Annotated in this window: 18 protein-coding genes; 1 reads left to right on the forward strand and 17 read right to left on the reverse strand. The window is 26.7% G+C overall.

Annotated features, from left to right (window positions below):
* Positions 1–2: 2 nt before the first annotated feature.
* From AVBRAN_RS10435 to AVBRAN_RS10510, 16 genes are all read right to left on the reverse strand, one after another.
* Positions 3–620 (reverse strand): hypothetical protein, encoded by a 618-nt coding sequence (locus AVBRAN_RS10435; protein WP_239803826.1) that lies wholly within the window; start codon positions 618–620, stop codon positions 3–5.
* Entirely contained in the window at positions 617–1,810 is a 1,194-nt protein-coding gene (locus tag AVBRAN_RS10440; protein WP_239803827.1) for a hypothetical protein, read from the reverse strand. The genes AVBRAN_RS10435 and AVBRAN_RS10440 overlap by 4 nt, the downstream gene beginning before the upstream one ends.
* Positions 1,785–2,135 (reverse strand): hypothetical protein, encoded by a 351-nt coding sequence (locus AVBRAN_RS10445; protein ID WP_239803828.1) that lies wholly within the window; start codon positions 2,133–2,135, stop codon positions 1,785–1,787. Before AVBRAN_RS10445 ends, AVBRAN_RS10440 begins: the two co-directional genes overlap by 26 nt.
* Positions 2,135–2,944, reverse strand: coding sequence for a hypothetical protein (locus AVBRAN_RS10450; RefSeq protein ID WP_239803829.1), 810 nt, complete (start codon positions 2,942–2,944; stop codon positions 2,135–2,137). The genes AVBRAN_RS10445 and AVBRAN_RS10450 overlap by 1 nt, the downstream gene beginning before the upstream one ends.
* Entirely contained in the window at positions 2,941–3,879 is a 939-nt protein-coding gene (locus AVBRAN_RS10455) for a hypothetical protein (protein ID WP_239803830.1), read from the reverse strand. The genes AVBRAN_RS10450 and AVBRAN_RS10455 overlap by 4 nt, the downstream gene beginning before the upstream one ends.
* Before the next feature lies 1 nt (position 3,880).
* The gene (locus tag AVBRAN_RS10460; RefSeq protein ID WP_239803831.1) at positions 3,881–4,651 is read right to left on the reverse strand and encodes a hypothetical protein; all 771 of its coding nucleotides are present in this window, start codon (positions 4,649–4,651) and stop codon (positions 3,881–3,883) included.
* Positions 4,648–5,163 (reverse strand): hypothetical protein, encoded by a 516-nt coding sequence (locus tag AVBRAN_RS10465; protein ID WP_239803832.1) that lies wholly within the window; start codon positions 5,161–5,163, stop codon positions 4,648–4,650. The genes AVBRAN_RS10460 and AVBRAN_RS10465 overlap by 4 nt, the downstream gene beginning before the upstream one ends.
* 109 nt (positions 5,164–5,272) lie before the next feature.
* The gene (locus AVBRAN_RS10470) at positions 5,273–6,433 is read right to left on the reverse strand and encodes an ATP-binding protein (RefSeq protein WP_239803833.1); all 1,161 of its coding nucleotides are present in this window, start codon (positions 6,431–6,433) and stop codon (positions 5,273–5,275) included.
* A gap of 10 nt (positions 6,434–6,443) precedes the next feature.
* Positions 6,444–8,441, reverse strand: coding sequence for a TraM recognition domain-containing protein (locus tag AVBRAN_RS10475; RefSeq protein ID WP_239803834.1), 1,998 nt, complete (start codon positions 8,439–8,441; stop codon positions 6,444–6,446).
* A 4-nt stretch (positions 8,442–8,445) separates the two neighbouring features.
* Positions 8,446–8,751, reverse strand: coding sequence for a hypothetical protein (locus AVBRAN_RS10480; RefSeq protein ID WP_239803835.1), 306 nt, complete (start codon positions 8,749–8,751; stop codon positions 8,446–8,448).
* Between the two features lie 9 nt (positions 8,752–8,760).
* Entirely contained in the window at positions 8,761–9,648 is an 888-nt protein-coding gene (locus AVBRAN_RS10485; protein WP_239803836.1) for a hypothetical protein, read from the reverse strand.
* 9 nt (positions 9,649–9,657) lie between these two features.
* Complete coding sequence (locus AVBRAN_RS10490; RefSeq protein WP_239803837.1) at positions 9,658–11,214, reverse strand: hypothetical protein; 1,557 nt, start codon at positions 11,212–11,214, stop codon at positions 9,658–9,660.
* 1 nt (position 11,215) lies between these two features.
* The gene (locus AVBRAN_RS10495; RefSeq protein WP_239803838.1) at positions 11,216–11,833 is read right to left on the reverse strand and encodes a hypothetical protein; all 618 of its coding nucleotides are present in this window, start codon (positions 11,831–11,833) and stop codon (positions 11,216–11,218) included.
* Positions 11,834–14,260, reverse strand: coding sequence for a hypothetical protein (locus AVBRAN_RS10500; RefSeq protein WP_239803839.1), 2,427 nt, complete (start codon positions 14,258–14,260; stop codon positions 11,834–11,836). It lies immediately after the preceding gene.
* Positions 14,257–15,222, reverse strand: coding sequence for a hypothetical protein (locus tag AVBRAN_RS10505; RefSeq protein ID WP_239803840.1), 966 nt, complete (start codon positions 15,220–15,222; stop codon positions 14,257–14,259). The genes AVBRAN_RS10500 and AVBRAN_RS10505 overlap by 4 nt, the downstream gene beginning before the upstream one ends.
* Positions 15,206–15,673 carry a hypothetical protein gene (locus AVBRAN_RS10510; protein WP_239803841.1) on the reverse strand — a complete coding sequence of 156 codons (468 nt, stop codon included), beginning with the start codon at positions 15,671–15,673 and terminating at the stop codon, positions 15,206–15,208. Before AVBRAN_RS10510 ends, AVBRAN_RS10505 begins: the two co-directional genes overlap by 17 nt.
* A 139-nt stretch (positions 15,674–15,812) precedes the next feature.
* Here AVBRAN_RS10510 and AVBRAN_RS10515 point away from each other — a divergent pair, with 139 nt between their 5' ends.
* Positions 15,813–16,571, forward strand: coding sequence for a hypothetical protein (locus AVBRAN_RS10515; RefSeq protein ID WP_239803842.1), 759 nt, complete (start codon positions 15,813–15,815; stop codon positions 16,569–16,571).
* A 13-nt stretch (positions 16,572–16,584) separates the two neighbouring features.
* On the opposite strand, the gene AVBRAN_RS10520 is transcribed toward AVBRAN_RS10515, so the two are convergent.
* Positions 16,585–17,391 (reverse strand): hypothetical protein, encoded by an 807-nt coding sequence (locus AVBRAN_RS10520; RefSeq protein WP_239803843.1) that lies wholly within the window; start codon positions 17,389–17,391, stop codon positions 16,585–16,587.
* Positions 17,392–17,496 lie beyond the last annotated feature (105 nt).

Genomic DNA, 17,496 nt, shown 5'->3' on the forward strand with positions numbered 1-17,496 from the left:
TTTTAGTTACAAACCTTAAAGCTTTCACAAAATTCTTTTCTTTCTTCTTTAGTGAAGAAAATAACTTCAAAATTGTTTTTAGTCTCAACGAAACTTACGTTCGCACTCTGTAATATTTCTTTTGTCTTAGAATTTTTTTTAAGTGTAAGTTTGTTTGTTGAAGTTTTTTCACTTGGCTTAGATAAAATACCTTTATTGTTATACAAATCCTTTTCTTGTAAGACAATGCTATTTAAAATATTAGTATTAGTATTTGTTTCAGAAGGTTGCTCTAATTCAGGAACTGAACCAAATTCATTAAAAATAGCTTCTATATCTAACTCTTTTTCTATTTTTGAAGGTAATACTATTATTTCAAATTTATTACCATTAATTTTTTGATAAATTTGGGGTGCAGTTAAATTTTTATTTGCTATTAAATATTTTCCAATCTCATAACTTTTAATTCTAGCCTTATAACGCTCTATAATTTTTTTTGCACTCTCTAATGCTATTTCTTGTCCTTTTAAAAGCCCTTGTTGAAATCCATTTTCATAACCCTCATTATAGTAATAATCCTGAATTTGATTTGCGTGTAAGCATAAAGCGGATAAAATACTCATAAATATTATTTTATTCATCTAATTTCCTTTTGTAAAAAATCACCTTGTTTTATTAATGTTTCTTGTATTTGTTCTTCTTTTTTTAAATCCAATAAATTTTGATTTTTAGTATTTATTGAACCATCAGTTGTTGGTTTATTATCAAATTCGTTATCTAAAGTAGTATCACTTTCCATAGGCGTTGTTTTTACCCAAATGTCAATATAAAACTGAGTATCTTTTACAACTTTATAAGCAAACGGAAGTTCTTCTTTGAGAGCTTGCGTTATTTCTTTAGCAACAGTAGTTACTACGTCAACCCCGCCTTTAATAATGTATTCAGTTAAATTAGGTTTTTCGTAATTTGTTATTGTAGGCTCTTGACTTATAGCACCACTAGAACTAACAGTTGTTGCTCCGCCAGTTTCTTTTTTTCTGCTTTGTTCTAATTGTTTCATATAATCATTAGCACCTGCTTTAACAACATCAGCAGTATTTGCCCCAGCTTGTAACCAAGCTTTTTCTATTTTATTTGAATTCACATAAGTAGCTATATTATAACTATTTTTATCCTTGTTTAAAATTTTGCCTGAAACAATTGGATATTTAAAATCTCCTTTTTCAACAAAAAGACCAGTTATAAAAAGGGTATATAATTCATTGTTAGGGACATAATTTCCAAAGAACGTCATTGTTCCATAATTTGTATTGCATTTTAAGCTAGCACCCATAGGCTGAAATCCAACATTAACATCTGTCTCTGTAAAACAGTAACCTTTAATATTCGCAAGTTTTTCTTTTGGCTTAGAAGATTCTGTTTTAGGTGTTATTGCTTCAATATCTTTAATTTCAAGAGTTTTGTCACCCTTAATGCTATTAAATTTAGCATTATTAGCTCTTGAAACAATAAAGTTAAACATTACTTCTCTCTTATAATCTGTTATTATAGCTTTGTTGTAGTCTACGTTATTAGAAATTTTATTTTGCTGAGATTGCAATTGTCTCATTTCATTAGAATTTTGTTTTTTATTATCTTCTTCATTAAATAAATTTAAAGGCTCTTGTTCAACATTAACAACATTTGTTTTACCAAAATTAGAAACATCTTGTCTTAAAAAATCTGCGTTATTAGGAATGTTTTGATTTAACATTGGGGTTTGATTTGCTTGTAAAAAAGCAGAGCATAAAACAATAGGCAGAATTTTAGTATTTTTTCTTATCATATTCATATCCTACCGCCCATAGTTTGTCTAAATATCTACTTTCTAAATATTCCGTGCTTGGTTTTACAATTTTTCTATTCAAGCATGTAGAATCTAAACATACTGTATCATAATCATTATCTAATTCTTCAAAAGTTTCAAATTCTTTTATTACAAATTTTTCAAATTCCTTTTTTTTATCTAAATTTAAATAATAATATTTTGTTTTATTACCATTGTGGACTACAACCTTTTCCAAAGTTTCAGTAGGTAAATCATTTGTTTGCTGAATTGAAGAACAAGCTGTAATTACTAATGGTGTTAAAACTAAAAATAATTTTCTTATAATCATTATTCTTCTCCACCATCAATATCGTCAAGGAAGAAAAATAAATTTTTATTTAAAACTTTTTGCATCTTAATACCATCATTTCTTAAATATACACCGCCTAAAGTATATTCAGTTCCTTCTTTTACTTCACCTATAGAGTGAAAATTATATGCTAAATAGCAGTTACCTTTTTTATAAGCACCATTACAATTTAATTTCTTATCGGCTTTAAGATTATATTCATATGCTACAGCGTTATTTTTTAGCTTAAATTTTTTATTTTTATTTGCTTTATATCTTGTTTTATCCATAGGAATATCATTTAAAGTAATTTCACCTTTAGCTAATTTTAATTGTAAAGGCGTAATATATACTTTCCTTTGTCTTTGTAAAAAATTATCCGTAAGCTCTTTTGTCTTGCTTGCAAATAATACAGGATATGTCTCCAATGTACCTGTTTCTAATTCTTTAACTTTTAAAGTAACTCCGTACATTTTATTGATTTTTTTAACCAAAGCTTTTGCATCTGCTAACCTATCAAAAGTTGAAACAAGTAAAAAATCTTTCATTATATAACTCTCTATACCATCCCGATTTAAAAGATGCTGTAGATATAGAATATCTCTTGTTTGAACTTTTTCTATTTCCCAAACAACCGCATATGGAGAAGTTGTTTCTATCTTTTTTGGTTCAAAACCTTCGTGGTTTAATTGATAATCAACAGCTTCAAGTCCTACTGTAAAACCTTTTTTAAAAACTTCTAATTCTTCATAAGAAGCTCCAAATAATTGTGAAGCTAATATGATTGAGCAGAATGATATTTTTCTCATTGTATTTCCTTATCGTTTATTGTTAAATTTACATATACTGAATCTTTAAGAATTTTTATTCTAACTAGTTTCTTAGTTTTATCTATTTTTATTAAATCTGTACCATATCGTGTCTCGTTTAAACACCACTCTTTTTCGTTTACAATATTTATACAGTTTTCTTTTTCAGAAAAAGAAAATACTTTCTGTAGATTAAGATATTCTAATTGTTTGTAAGAGTTAACAATTAAACCATTGTAATCGAAAAGCATAGCTTCGCTTTCTTTAATATCTTTGGCTCTTTCTTCGCCAGTTTTATATTTTACCTTTTCCCCAACAACTTGACAATTTTGTTCTATTAAATTATTTTGTGGTTCTTGTTGTGGTTGTGGTTTAGGTTCTTGTTGTACTTCTTTTATTGGAAAGTCTAATGTATTAACATGATTTGAAAATTCTTGTTCATCAACATAATTTTGTAATTGTGGAGCAGGTATTTCGTTAGTTGATTTATCAACTATTTCTTCTTGTGGTTTTGTTTTTAATGAATTATCTTCTAAAGATGAATAAAATTTCTCGTTGTTTGTATTATATGTATTTTCTTGCTGTGGTTGTTCTGTTGTAATAGTATTGTTTAATATATTTTCAAAATTTTCAACCTTTTTATTTGTATCTTTGTCGTTTTTTGTATTGGTGATAAATGGATTTTCGATTATGTCTGAAACACCTCCTTTATTAGACGTGTCATCCTCAATTTTAACAACTTCTTTATTTTCTTCAATTATTTGGCTCATCTCTTCTACTGTTGATTTTATTTCAGTAGGCGTAGAGGTTTCTAATTTATCAAATTGTGATTTATTTTCTTGCTTGGGACTCCTAAAAAATACGATTAGACATAATATCACTACAGTAAAAACACCAAATGATAAGGCTTTATACTTTTTAATCAAATTAACCATTTTATTTTTCCTTTCTAGTAACTACAATTCTATATTTTTTATTTTTTACATATAAATTTCCATTAATTTCATCTTCTACTATCTGATAAACCATGTCATCTATGTATAAATAATTAAATTTTTTATCAGGACTTTTTTTGTATTGTTTATAGAAAGCTTCTAAAACTTCTTCATCTTTTAAAATTTTTTGGTCTAAATACGTATACACGGTATTTAACTCCTGATTCTGAATTTCATCAACGCTAAACCTGCGAACCAAAATGTTTAATATTCTGTTTTTATTGTTTTTATCTGTATATAAAATTATAAGATTACCTCTATCAAAATCATTATTTACATCGAATAAAACAATATTTTCATTAAAACTTATCTTTTCAAGACTTTTGCCTTGTGCTAATGTAATTTTAGAACCTGCTGGCAAAAGTATTGTAAAAGTAAAATAAGGATGAACAGCTATTTCATCTTGAGATAAAATAGACTTTACTAAAGGATTTTGGCTAATCCTTACAGAGTCAAACTTATCTAAAAGATGTTTTATTTCTTTATCCCTTTTTTGTAAGCCTTTGATTTCACCATTATCCATATCTAAGTAAAATTTGTTAATTTCAACATCACCTACATTAGGATTATTGTTTGGTTGTTGGTCTGCTGGTCTATTTGGATAATAGATTGTTTTTGTATCTTTAAAGTTTTCGGGTGCTAAAGGAATTCCTAAATGTTCTGCATTTAAGAAACCTGTTAATAAAATAGTATTAAAAATTATTTTTTTCATTTTATTCCTTTTTCATAATAACAATAAGTTATAATTTGTCCATTTTCTAACAATGCAAAAGTTTTTCTAAAAGCAGTGTCAAAAATAAATTCTATTGCTATACAAAACAATAAAACATACTTAAAAAATATTAAAATTAAGTCAAAATTAATAAAACTAAAGTAAATTGAACCACCTAACAGAATGATTGTAAATTTAGTTACAATATCAATATTTTTGAAAAGCATAAAAAAGATAGATGCTAATACTACAACAATAATAGAAATATCTAGCTTTAAAAAATCTACTCCTATTGTAAAAAATAAAAGTATTATAGGAAAGAAATATTTTACTATAAAAAATTTTATAGTAGTTTTTCTATCTCCTAAAATATCGTATTCCCTGTCAGTTTCATTGCGGTTATAAATAATATGGAAGCTATCTTCATTGATTTTTGTTAATTCAGCATTTGCTCCATATGATGTTGTAAATGGTAGGAATGGAAACTGATAAAAATAAATAAATTTTTGCACTATAGAACCTTTATACCCCATATTAGTAAGCAATATAATCATTATTTAAATAATAAGACTTATATTGCTAATAGTACAATAATAATATATCTTTATGCTTAAAATGTCCTTAAAGTTGCTTAAATAGTTCCGCTTGTGCTAACATTTTTTTTGCAGATTCTTGAGCTGTTTTTGTAATAGGAATAACATCTCTTATTACACCCACAAGCACTTCTTCTGTTAATTTAATATCAGCTTTTATTTTTCTAGATAATAATTTACAAAATGTTTCGATTTCGGCTGGCGTATATACAAAACGTCCAACTGCTGGGTTATCCTCTTGTGTGTGTACATCATAGATTTTTAAAACTAGTTCAAATGTATTTGAAAAAATAGGGTTTTCTCCAAAAAGATGTTCTTTAAGATTATATTTTTTTATATATAAATCGAACATATCTACTGCTTCTATTTCAGTAGGTAAATTTACAAAAAATAATTCATCGAATCGACCCCTACGAACAAATTCAGGGTTTTCTGCCAAAATTGTACTTAAGTTATTTGCAGTAGCTAAATATACAACATCTAAATCCTTATATTTTGAAACAGGACTATCTATTTCATTTATTAATGTAAGCATTGCTCCAAGCATCTGCTTTTCATTTGGGCTACCATTTCCAATCATTTTTTCAATTTCATCTATTAGAATCAAAAATTTTGTATTTTGAAATAAGTTAAGATAATCATGAATTTTATATAATTCCACTATAGGTTCAGGTTTAGCCATAACGACGCTAAGATTTAAAAATATTAATGTTCTGTCAGTAGAACCAGCAAAAGCTTTAGCAAAAAAAGTTTTACCTGTACCAGCCAATCCAGTTAAAAAAAAGGCTTTTGAACGATAACCATTTTTCTCTGCTCTTAAAAATTCTTCTGTAAATTTTTTTAACTCAAACGCCCCGCCTACAGTATCCAAAGACACATTAGGTTTAACAATTTCAATTCCTAGTCGTAACGCCAAAGCGGTGTCCTCTTTTACATCTAGGAGTCGTTCTTGAGATGTTAAAGGGCTGTCGTTATAGAATTCATATTTTTGAGGTATAAAAAATCTAAATTCTTGAAAAACTGGATAAGGTGCTAAGTATAATGTAATATTTCTTTGTCTTGCATCAATTTTAGTAATATCTTCTCTTGTTGGAAACAAGATAACATTATCTTTACCATACTTTTCACAAAGCATCTTTATATTTTCTTCTAAGTACAAATTCATGTCTTCTGCATAAATCCAAATCATAAATTATCCTTTATGCTACTTCTTTTTCATATCTTGATTCATAATCAAAATCTGTAGACTTATTTTTGAGTTCTCTTAACTTTTTATTGATTTTATTGTCAAAATCTATTTCTTTATAATTATTTAGTTCTTTTTCTTGTTCTTTAGTTAAAGCTCCAAAGCATTTAAAAGAATTTTTTTCTTGGTGTTCTTTAGAAATACCAATAGAATCACTAAAAGGACTGGCATCATCAAAAAGGTGTGTAAAATATACACCTTTTTTCAAATTAGATTTTGGTTGTTTTGGTTGTGTTTTAGCATTAGATAAAACAGGTAATTCATACCATAAAATTTCGGAAGAGATACTTTTCATTTTTACACGGTATTTTTCTAAAAATTCCTTATTTGCAAAAATATTATTTCTGCGTGACCAAACTTGCTTTATAAAGTTATCGAAATTTAAATATTGTGTTATTGGTAATTTTGTATGAATATCATTACCGCCATAAGTAGTAACTTTGCCTTTATGTAGTAATGATTTTTCAGCACAAGCTACTGCTTTATAAAACTCACCATCAGTAACAACTATCATTTCACCATTGTTCATTTTTTCTAAATCGTGATGTTTAATTTTATCCTCTAGTTGTGTTTGGAAACTATCTTCTACATGTGAATTACCTTCAACACCTAAGCGTCTTTCTTGGTAGCTTCTATCTATAAATCTGTTTTGTCCTAGCTTTTCGTTTATCATTTTACTAACATCTGTTGAAGTTGTTTTCATTATGCAAAGCGTTCCAGTCATACCTAGCATTTCTTTAGTTTCTAATCCTTTGCCATCATCAACTTCATCAATTTGAGACAAAGATTGAAAAATAGGAATAATCGAGAATCCTAAAGCCCTACATTTAGACATTAATCTTCCAAAACCTTTTACACAATAAGAACCAATCTCATCAAACATACACAAAAAAGGTATTTTGGGGTTGTAAGATTCTTTAGCTTTCTTTTGTGCTACACCTTTTAAAATACCAAGTAAAAGCATTCCTAGTTCTTTCGGTGTTTGGTCTGAATCCATTGATGGCAATGTTACAAATAACATTTTATTGTGTTGAACTACTTCCCATAAATCTGTTGTAGGATGTTGAGTATTAAAAACACTCCTATAATCAGAACCTAGCTTGGTAATAACACTACGCCAAGCACCAATACTAACACCAAAATCATAGATACCTTGTTCTTTATTAGCTTTAATTTTTTCTAAAATATCAGCATAGAATGTATCAGGATTACCATCCTTTAAAATTGTTTCGATTGATTTTACACGTCCATCGCTATAAACAATATTAAAATCATGTTCTACAAAGTCTTCATAATTAACATTTAAACAAGATGTAATATATTTTACATAATCAGCAATAGGAGACACTTCTTTAGATTTTTTTCTGTAAATTATAGCGGCTCTTAAAAGTGAAGGTATATCCATATAATTAGATAATGAGCCGAAATTCAAAGGAATAAATTCCTTATCTCTCATATAGACCAATAATTTTAAAAGGTTATTCATAAACTCTCTTTGTTTTTGTTTCCACTGGTCTTCTTCACCTATCAATAAAGAGTTCATAATCTCATAAAGGTTGCTAGATGACCCGTTCTGCAATGGGTTAATACTAGCTGTATTATCCATATCTAAAAAATTGATATGGATAAAATCATCTCTTCTACCATATCTACAAGCTAGAGCAAACATTTCTTGGGCGAACTCTGCTGTTCCTTTTCCGTCAATAATAAAACAACCACCGCCAAGTTGTAATTGTTGTTCTGCAATACCTTTCATAAGAACAGTTTTACCACCACCAACAGTAGCGATTATAGCTAAGTGTCTTTTAAACTTTTCAGCATCTAAAAGAATAGGCCCCTTGTAGTTTGTAAGAAATGAACTTTTTCTAGCATCTCCATAAAACTCCTTAATATGAGTACCTATTTGGATTAAATATTTATCTTTTTCTGTGTTTTTTGATAAATACCCCAATTTTTCACTGGCTTCTTTTTTCCTTTCTAAATGTCCAAAAAAAACAGCAATGCCCATCACGAAAGAATGGAAAGTGCCATAATAAAAAAAATATAAGCACTTCCTTACTAAAAATATATTGCTGTTTAAATATTATCATAAAAACCAAGTAAATACCTACTCCTATTCCCATAAAATTAAGTGAAGTAGTTATAAAATTAATACTTTCTTGAGTGGTGAATGCGTCGTAAAAGTTATCTCTTTTAGGACGCATTACCCTTTCTTGTATATCGTCATAGACAACATTTTTTCCATCACTTCTTACAGCCATATTTTTCCTTTATTTATTATTTAGTAAATGGTCAAGAGCTTCACCAGCTGTTGTGCTGAATACTCTATCTGTTTCATCTTTAAAATAGGCAGATTTTATGCCATTAATGTAACATTCATATTCGCTTCTTAAATAAGACCCTCTTAGTTTTACTGATTTTCTTGTTAATAAATCAAGAGCATTTATAAACTCTTGGAGAAATATATTGTCAGTTACTAATGCTTCTAATTGCCCTATTGCCAAATTAAATTCAGGAACTACTCTGTCCCAGAGTGCCATTAAAAAGAAGTCAGCTCTGTAATTACAAAACCTTAAAATTTCATTATAATTTATATTTTGTTCTTTATCCTTTATCAACTCTTTTAGTTTTTTAAAAATCATTCTATGAATATTTAATTCTGCTAAAGAATTATCTTCTAAAACAGAGACGTTAGTTATTAATGGGATTGGGTAATAACAACTCATATAAGTGTAGTATTCAATTGTTGAAGGTGTTAATACCTCTTTATCGTTTAAAACAGTAAAAAAGGTGTTCCCAAACGGAACTTTAACTTCAACTCTATTAGAACGTACATCTTCTAAATGTTTAAAGGCTCTATCTACTTTGTTAGAGTCAATACCCCAGTAGGTTTGCTGTTTTGCTTTGATTATAATTGGTTTTATAGAAACAGTTCCTCTTAAATAAAAAAATGCAACAATCGAACAAAACGTATAAAGTATAATAAGATAGGAGTTTACTGCTATATTTGCTTTAGATATAAACATTAAAGTTGCCCAATAACCTATTGCTACAATAACGCAATATGCCAATAAGACATGGCGTAATTCTTTCATATATCTATTAAGCCAATAAAGACAAGCGGCTACAATAGTAATTACTATACCAATTCCATTCATTTAAGACATTCACCTAATCGAATCTGACTCTACTATTTTTGATGAAGTTTCAGCTACGGTTTGTGAAACTTCTTGTTTATTTTCAGTTAGGAAATTTTTTGCATGTTCTCTAACTTCTTGACTTGTTGTAGAATCAACAAGTTTATCCATACTTTCAAAAGCTTCTTTCATTAATGGGGCTTTTTCTTTATCTACATATTCATATAAATTTTTATACATTTCTTCATTAAATAAACCTCTTGTCCCTTCACCAAAGATATTGTTTTCTATATCTTTTGAAAATAATGAATTTTCCAAAATTATGTTATCATCAATCTCAGCGGCCTTTCCAACTTCATATTGTAATGATGTTATATATAAAATAGATTTGTCGCAAATTTCTTTGATTTCAGGTGACTTAGTTGCCTCATCTCTCAAACTTTCAGCTAACTTATAACAGTTTTCAGAAAAATGTGCAAATTGTATATTATTTTCTTTTAAGCTATTAACTAAATCGGAGCTTAATTCTCCCTTTAAAGACAATATACCAGCTGTAATAGAATAATTATTTAAATCTAAAATTGAATTTTTAGCCTCACTTACGTTAAAATTTTCATTCTTTAAATTTTTCAAAGTATCCGAAGCCATATATCCTTTACTAATTTTACCTGTATTATAATCTTCCAATTTTGTTTGATTTTCTATTGATAAAAATTTCGTATCTAATGAATGTCCGCCAACATTTGTAACAGCGATAAGCTTATCTAAATTGCCATGTTGCTCCAGCAAAAGACAAGAGTCTTTTGCGGTAACATCTAAAGATTTTGAAGCTATTTGCGTTAACTCTTTTCCAGTGCTTGTATTTTTAATACCATCAACTAAACGATTTAAATTATTCAAATTTGGTTCTTTAGTAAAATTAGAAGCTAAGGACTCTAATTCAGATAAGTGTTTATTATCTTGTAATAGTTTTCTAACTGTAAGAAAACCCGCCATAGCAGTTCCTTTAATAACTGATTTACTTGACATTAATATGGCGAGTAAAATTATTATAGCTTGTGCCTCACCTGTAATATCTTTTTGCAAATCAGGGTTTTTAAGAGCTTTCATTGCTCTATCAGTTTCTTTTTTTATATCTTTATTAAGCCCATCCATCATAGAAGGGATACACCTTTTCATCAAATCTTTATAAGCTTTACCATTATGTTGTAATTTTTTTAATTGTTCTCTTCCATCTTTAATAAGCTCAGCTGTTTTCTCATCATATGGATTATCTTTTAAATGTTTTTCCATAGAACGTAAGTTTTTTATACCCTCTCGTAGTCTATCTTTGTAGCTACCTTTGAAAGACATATTATCGTTTAAAAATTCATTTGCTGTATCCTGGAAGCGTTTGCTCATATCTTTAACATTTTCAAAATAAGATTTATTATAGTTGTATCCAAAAAAATTAGATTTTTCAAAAGCTTCAGAAAATCTATCTTTTTGCTGATTAAAAAAATCTTCAAAGTCCTCAAAGCTTGCCCCATCTTGGGTTTTATTTTTAAAATCCTCTAAATATTTTAATTCTTCATATAATATTTTCATTTTACCTACCTTTTGTTAAATGATTAATAATTTTTTGCTGAGTTATATTTATCGTATTTATATTGTTTTTCAATGTTTGATAAGTGAAAAACAAACCACCTGAAAATAATAAAAAACAACAAATAATTAGTATTAAATTCGTCATAGAGCTTTTTGTAGCTTTACTTATAACTTTTTCTATTTGTTCTACCTTATTGTTGTTATTAGATTTTAATTCAGCCCAATCTTTACCTACCATCCATTTATAAAAATTATTAAAAAAATCTTCAGATTCTCTAATTACTTCTGTAAAGTTTTCTTTAGTATTAATCTCATTTTTTACAAGTTTATGACAACTTTCAACAACATTTTTCTTTTCTTCATTATCTATGATTTTTATCATATTAATATCTTGTTCTACGCCTCTGATTTTAGAATCTATTACATATTCATCAATAATTCTTTTCTCTAAAGATTTAATCTTATCAGTGATATCATCTAATTCAGACCTTAAGTCCTCGATACTTGTTTTTGTCATTCTCATATTTTGTTGAAGCTCTAATATTGAATCTTTTAATTCCTTAAAGTCTGAATTAATACGATTTTCATTAACTATAACTTCATCATTTATTATTTCCATTTAAGCTCCTTTTTTATAAAAATTATTCTTATAATAAAAGAAAAATCCTTCTCTTAAAGAATCGTAAAAGTTTTCCTTTTTGACAATCTCAAATTCTATATTCCATCCTAGAAATCTAGCTGGGTGGAAAAAAAATGTAATTATTGTTATACCAAATGTTTTCCATTGATTGATAGGTTCTATTGACTCACGGATAAAACCTCTATCCCATTTTAAAAAATTGTTTGAAAAGTTTTTTTTATATTTACGATTATTTATGTCATTATAAAATAAATTATCTTTTAATGAAAAATTGATATTTTGTAAGAAATGCCCTCTACAATTGAAATGAGTAAATACGCTATTTTCTTGTTTATCAAAGTAAGTAAGAAAATAATTATGAATTCTTTTTTTACTATTTGCAATAAAAAATAAATGTTCTGTAAAAATAGGTAGTTCTGATTGACTTAAATAGTATTTATTTTCAGTAATTTTACAATCAAAAGCTTGAATTATTTGTGGATTTTCATAGCTAAAATTATATTTATTATAAAATAATTTTTTAAAACTATTAAATAGCGAAAACCCATTAATATTTTTATTATAAGTTCTTGTTCTATGCTTGTCTGTAATTGTAGAATTGAAAGTATCATATTGTTCCTTAGTAGTTTCAGGGATAATTTCTTTACAATAAATTCTTTTTATATCTTTATGAAACATGTCATAGACGCTATCTTTACCTACTTCTTGAACCCCCCAAGAATAATGGTCGTTTGAAGATTTAGGTTTATGGATAGTCTCATATGCTGGTCTTGAATACAAAAGCCCACCACCACCGTTAAGGAGCAATGTTCTTATCCTTTCAATCTCCGATGCTAATACGTCTTCATTAGTGCTAATAATGTTATCTATACCCTCATAAAGTATGGTTAGTTCCTTATCATTAATTAATAAGCAAAATAATTGTGTTTTTTTAATTCTGCTTATTTTTGCACTAGGAATTATGTTTTCGCTACCAAAAGTTAAAAGAAATGTTTGGCAAATACCAAGTGCTTTTTCAAAATCTTTTATACCTCTAGATACGTAATAATTTAAAAACCTATAAGCTAAAGAAAACCAAGCTTTTGCTGTGATTTGTTCATGATAAAGAAAAAATGGTTCGTTAATATTAGTTGTGCTTTCAGAATAATCTCTTAGTTCTTTTGCGAGGTCTTTTAAATAAAACTCTTCAGATACGCTATCTAAGTTTGGGTTTAAAGATGCAAGAGCGATTAAAGAAGATAATTCCTCAGCTAAACTTTTAGACATAGTTATTTGTTTTTCATTTTTAGATATAGGAAAATTATCTCTTTCAAGATATAAAATGTCTAAAATTTCAATTAATTTTTTACCATGTAATTTATCACAAAAAGACATATCAAGTCTTTCCATGTTTTCATATAAATATTTAAACGCTCTTTTAGTGTGTAAAAAGCGTTTTTTATATTCTTCTTTATCAAAGAAATTAATAAAGAAGTCTAAGTTTTCATTGTAGTCTGGGTTTAGTTCATTAATGAATGAAATTCTTTTATTATAAAAATCACAAAACAAATTACCGTCATTAATACTTGTGCGTTTTGCTACTACTACATGAGAAGCTTTAAATAAATTATCCAATATATTATCAAAAATAATTCTTAAGCCTATACCATCATTTAAAGATTGAGCTTGCTTTAATACTTTTGCAAATGTTAAAACTTCTTCTCTATAAGGAAGCTTGAACTCTAGTGGCTCTCCGTGTAACATAAGTCCTAGAGTTTTAACCTTTTTATTAAAGTCCTTTAATTGTTTTTCGTTCACCATTAATTCCGTAAATAGTTTTTCTTCTATTTCGGCTTTCATTGTTTCTAGTGTTTCTCTCCATTTTTTATGGCTAGGTAAAAGTGCATAATCTTTTAATTCATCAAATATTTCATCTAAGAAAAAATCCATATCTATAATACTAGCTAATAAACCACCTTCAAATACAGGTTTATTGCCATCTTCTTGTGAGATTCTATGATATTCTTCTAGGTCTTCTTCTTTAACTTTTGCACCATTTAAAGTAAGCTCTTTTCTTCTATCGTTATTATCGCTAATAGTATTACCGTCAAAAGGTACACAAAATTTTAATATAGTGTCTTTGCTTAGTGTAGAACCTGGAGTACATAAAACAAAGTCTTCATTAAAAAACTCTTTAGGTAAAATCGTGGCATCTACAAGCAAATCAGGTCTATCATTATAGATAGCATTTATATATTTTTTTTCCTTATCGTCTAATAAAGTAGTATCTAATCTTAAGATATTATCATAAGTTAATAATTTATGCTCAATAGGAGAGTGGCTTAGGATATTATTAATACTATTATAAAGTCTTGCACAGCCAAACTTTGTGGGTCTAAAAATCTCAGGAATTAACTCTATTCTCATATCTTTAACGCTTCTTTTAACTCTTTTAATTTTTGATTTTTTAATTCTTCTAAGTTTTCAATATTGTTTTTATATGTTTTTTGACTTCTAATTTTTTCTAAAAATCGTTTTTTATATTCTTCTTTATCATAAGGTAAAGATATGTTATATGTAGTGCTATTTTTATTAGGAGTGTTTAAATCATTAAATACTTTTATTGTTAACGCTTTAAAATCTTGTTCAATATTGCTGTTTTTTAATAATTCAAATGCTCGTAAAAGTGCTACTCTTTTTTCTCTTTCTGAACCATTTAACAATAGCTCCTTTATTTGTTTTTGTCTAAAATTAAACAAAAACATTTTTTCCTTTACTTGTTTTTCCTCAGCTTCTTTTCTTTGATTTTCAGCAATTTCTATCATCCTTTCTGATGCTTTACGAAAAGAATCCATTAAAGCTTTTTTGCGTTTTTGTTCCTCAGCTTCTTTTCTTTGATTTTCAGCAATTTCATTAAAATTTAAAACATCTATACTTAAATCATATCTCTGTTCTTGCGGAATTTTTTCATTTGTATCCCAGTTTTCTATATTAAAATTATTATCTGTTAAATTATTTTTTTTACAAAATGTAAATAATTCTCTTTTTGCCAAATTAGCATTTGCACCCCAATAATGAAAGTGATATTGACTAACAGTAGTGTCGCTAGCGTGTAGTTCTACAATACCTAAAAAACCTCTTTCTTTTAAATAATTTCTTACTTCAGATAAAATAGTTTTGCACTCTTCCACGCTTTTTCCTTCTAACAAAGAAGCTCCAACAACGCATCTTTCATAAGCATTGTTATTTAAAAGTATAGTTTTTATATTATTTTTTTTATATTCACTTAAATCTAATTCATCTCCATTTTTATCTAAGATATTAATTGAAAGAGCAAAATTATTTTGTTCTCTTAAAAATGACTTTGAATAATTACCTATTGTTGCCACTGTCTAATCCTTCAAATGCTTTATAAAAATATTTATTAAAAAATATAGTATTTGGAATATATACTACTATCAATAATATTTTAATTTTTTCTAATACAGTTTCTTTCTTACCTCTAATTTTATTATATCTTCTTATAGCTTTTAGCTTTATATCATTAATATTTCTTCCAGTTTTAGTTAATTCAGGGATAAATACAAATTTTTCAGATACTTTTTTTAATAAATATGTTGCAAATAATCCACCAAACCCTGAAATATAAAAGAACATATGTAAAACATTTTCAGCATCCTTAAATTCTGCAGGAGTATCGTAGTCAATAAATAAAATCACATATGTAGGTATTAATAAGAAAAGTACACTTATTATAGCAAAAATTGCTAAAAATACGGTATTAACAGTTTTTGCCACTTTTATGTAAATTTCTTTTTTTCTCTTATTGGATAAAACCATATTCTTCCCTATTATTTATATCAAATTATTTTTTAAAATCATACTTTTTAAAACTTAGCTTTGGCTTAAAAATAAAAAAATTAAGCTAATTTTTATTTTTTAAAAATATAATGTTTAAAACCATTTTAAGGAGATTTTAATGAAAAAAATATTATTTTTGAGTGTGCTTTCTGCATTAGCTATTGCATCAACAACCACTAAAATAGATACTGATACACAAGTTTTAAATGTTAAAGGTGATTTTTATGGTTACCCTTTCATGTTAAAAAGCAACTATGAAGAAACTTTTAGTCCTGCAAATGCTATTATTTTTTCAAATGGGAAAATAGACCACCAAAAACTAAGAGATATGAAATTACGAAAAACAAAAATTGATAATTTCAAAATTAGTAGTAAAAGTACCCAAAACTATAATTTAGAAGAATCTAATAAAAACTATGATTTAATTTTAACAAAAGGTTATGTAGTAAGTTTATTATCTAATAACTTAGGTAATAGTGCTGAAATGATTGAAGAAGGAAAGTTAATTCCAAATTTTGAATATACAGCTTTTACACCAAAAGCTTTTAAAGTTTGGAATAATTTGGAAAAATATTATAAAAAACAAGTAGATAAATATTTTTATGATTACAAATTTAAATTTATAGCACTATATAATCCTTTAAATTTAAGAAAAATTGGAACAACACTAATTCCAAATGGATTTGTGTGGATAGCACTAAATAGTCATAATGACTACAGAACTACGGATTGTTACTATGTTCCTAACGAATTTAAATTACTAAATACAAACATAACTTCGTATCAATTAGATTGTAAAAATTTAGTAGACCAAACACATCCGTACATAATTAATGGACAGGTAAATTACAGATTTATAGGATTCAGCAACAAATAACCTTTGCCAACTTTTAGTTGGCTTCGGTTGACAAATCTATATCTTTTAAAAACTTACATTTTACAGGTACGTTAATTTCAAAAAATGTATTTTTGTTACCATCTTTTAAATAAGTTAAAAACTTATCAGGATGGGGCGAATTATATAAGTATTTGTATGGGAACTTTATTTCCTTTATTATATTTATAGCTTCTTTATAGCTTAATATATAACTATAAACGTCAAACGTTTTATATACATTTCCTATTTTATAGTATTTATTTATTTTTTTTGGATTTATTTTGCACTGAAGTAAAGCAAAAATATAAGACTTTATATGCTTTTCATTGTAAATTCTATATTCAAAATCTGTAGTTTCTACAGATAATGAATTTTCAAAATTTTCAAGAATTTTTTTTCTAGTTTTGTGATTCAATACTCTTCTTGGTGCAAGAATGTAAAAACCAATATTTGATAATTCTTCTTTTTTATGACATCTCACCCTATCATTTAATGTCATAAAAACACGCTCGTAAAACTCTATTATAAAGTCTTTATCAAAAAACATATCTTCAGCTTTATAATTAGGAATTATATATTTTGTATAAATTTTTTCTTCTATACTATTTTGTGCATATTCTAATTTTATATTTTTTTTTATACAATTTATGTAATTTAGAGAAAGCATATCTTGTATTATTGCAAGGTATTGTTTTTTATTTATTTCAGTTTCATATCTAAAAAGAATTTTCCCATAATTTTCTTTATAAGAGTCGTTTTTTATAATTTCAACTCCAATAAAAAATTTGCTTCTTTTTCTCTTTCTCGATATTATAGCCAAAAAAAACCTTTCGTTAAATATATTAATTTTTTTAAATATTATAATGAAATAAAAATTTTGTCAAATTTAACTAATAGATTTAATCCTAATCAATTTATCTGTATA

Origin of the sequence: Campylobacter sp. RM12651, from assembly GCF_022369475.1 — a bacterium.
GTDB lineage: Bacteria > Campylobacterota > Campylobacteria > Campylobacterales > Campylobacteraceae > Campylobacter_E.

Excerpts from the sequence above, each read along its gene's own strand:
- AVBRAN_RS10435 (WP_239803826.1), bottom strand. The coding sequence starts at position 620 with ATGAATAAAATAATATTTATGAGTATTTTATCCGCTTTATGCTTACAC.
- AVBRAN_RS10440 (WP_239803827.1), bottom strand. The coding sequence starts at position 1,810 with ATGAATATGATAAGAAAAAATACTAAAATTCTGCCTATTGTTTTATGC.
- AVBRAN_RS10445 (WP_239803828.1), bottom strand. The coding sequence starts at position 2,135 with ATGATTATAAGAAAATTATTTTTAGTTTTAACACCATTAGTAATTACA.
- AVBRAN_RS10450 (WP_239803829.1), bottom strand. The coding sequence starts at position 2,944 with ATGAGAAAAATATCATTCTGCTCAATCATATTAGCTTCACAATTATTT.
- AVBRAN_RS10455 (WP_239803830.1), bottom strand. The coding sequence starts at position 3,879 with ATGGTTAATTTGATTAAAAAGTATAAAGCCTTATCATTTGGTGTTTTT.
- AVBRAN_RS10460 (WP_239803831.1), bottom strand. The coding sequence starts at position 4,651 with ATGAAAAAAATAATTTTTAATACTATTTTATTAACAGGTTTCTTAAAT.
- AVBRAN_RS10470 (WP_239803833.1), bottom strand. The coding sequence starts at position 6,433 with ATGATTTGGATTTATGCAGAAGACATGAATTTGTACTTAGAAGAAAAT.
- AVBRAN_RS10480 (WP_239803835.1), bottom strand. The coding sequence starts at position 8,751 with ATGGCTGTAAGAAGTGATGGAAAAAATGTTGTCTATGACGATATACAA.
- AVBRAN_RS10485 (WP_239803836.1), bottom strand. The coding sequence starts at position 9,648 with ATGAATGGAATTGGTATAGTAATTACTATTGTAGCCGCTTGTCTTTAT.
- AVBRAN_RS10490 (WP_239803837.1), bottom strand. The coding sequence starts at position 11,214 with ATGAAAATATTATATGAAGAATTAAAATATTTAGAGGATTTTAAAAAT.
- AVBRAN_RS10495 (WP_239803838.1), bottom strand. The coding sequence starts at position 11,833 with ATGGAAATAATAAATGATGAAGTTATAGTTAATGAAAATCGTATTAAT.
- AVBRAN_RS10500 (WP_239803839.1), bottom strand. The coding sequence starts at position 14,260 with ATGAGAATAGAGTTAATTCCTGAGATTTTTAGACCCACAAAGTTTGGC.
- AVBRAN_RS10510 (WP_239803841.1), bottom strand. The coding sequence starts at position 15,673 with ATGGTTTTATCCAATAAGAGAAAAAAAGAAATTTACATAAAAGTGGCA.
- AVBRAN_RS10515 (WP_239803842.1), top strand. The coding sequence starts at position 15,813 with ATGAAAAAAATATTATTTTTGAGTGTGCTTTCTGCATTAGCTATTGCA.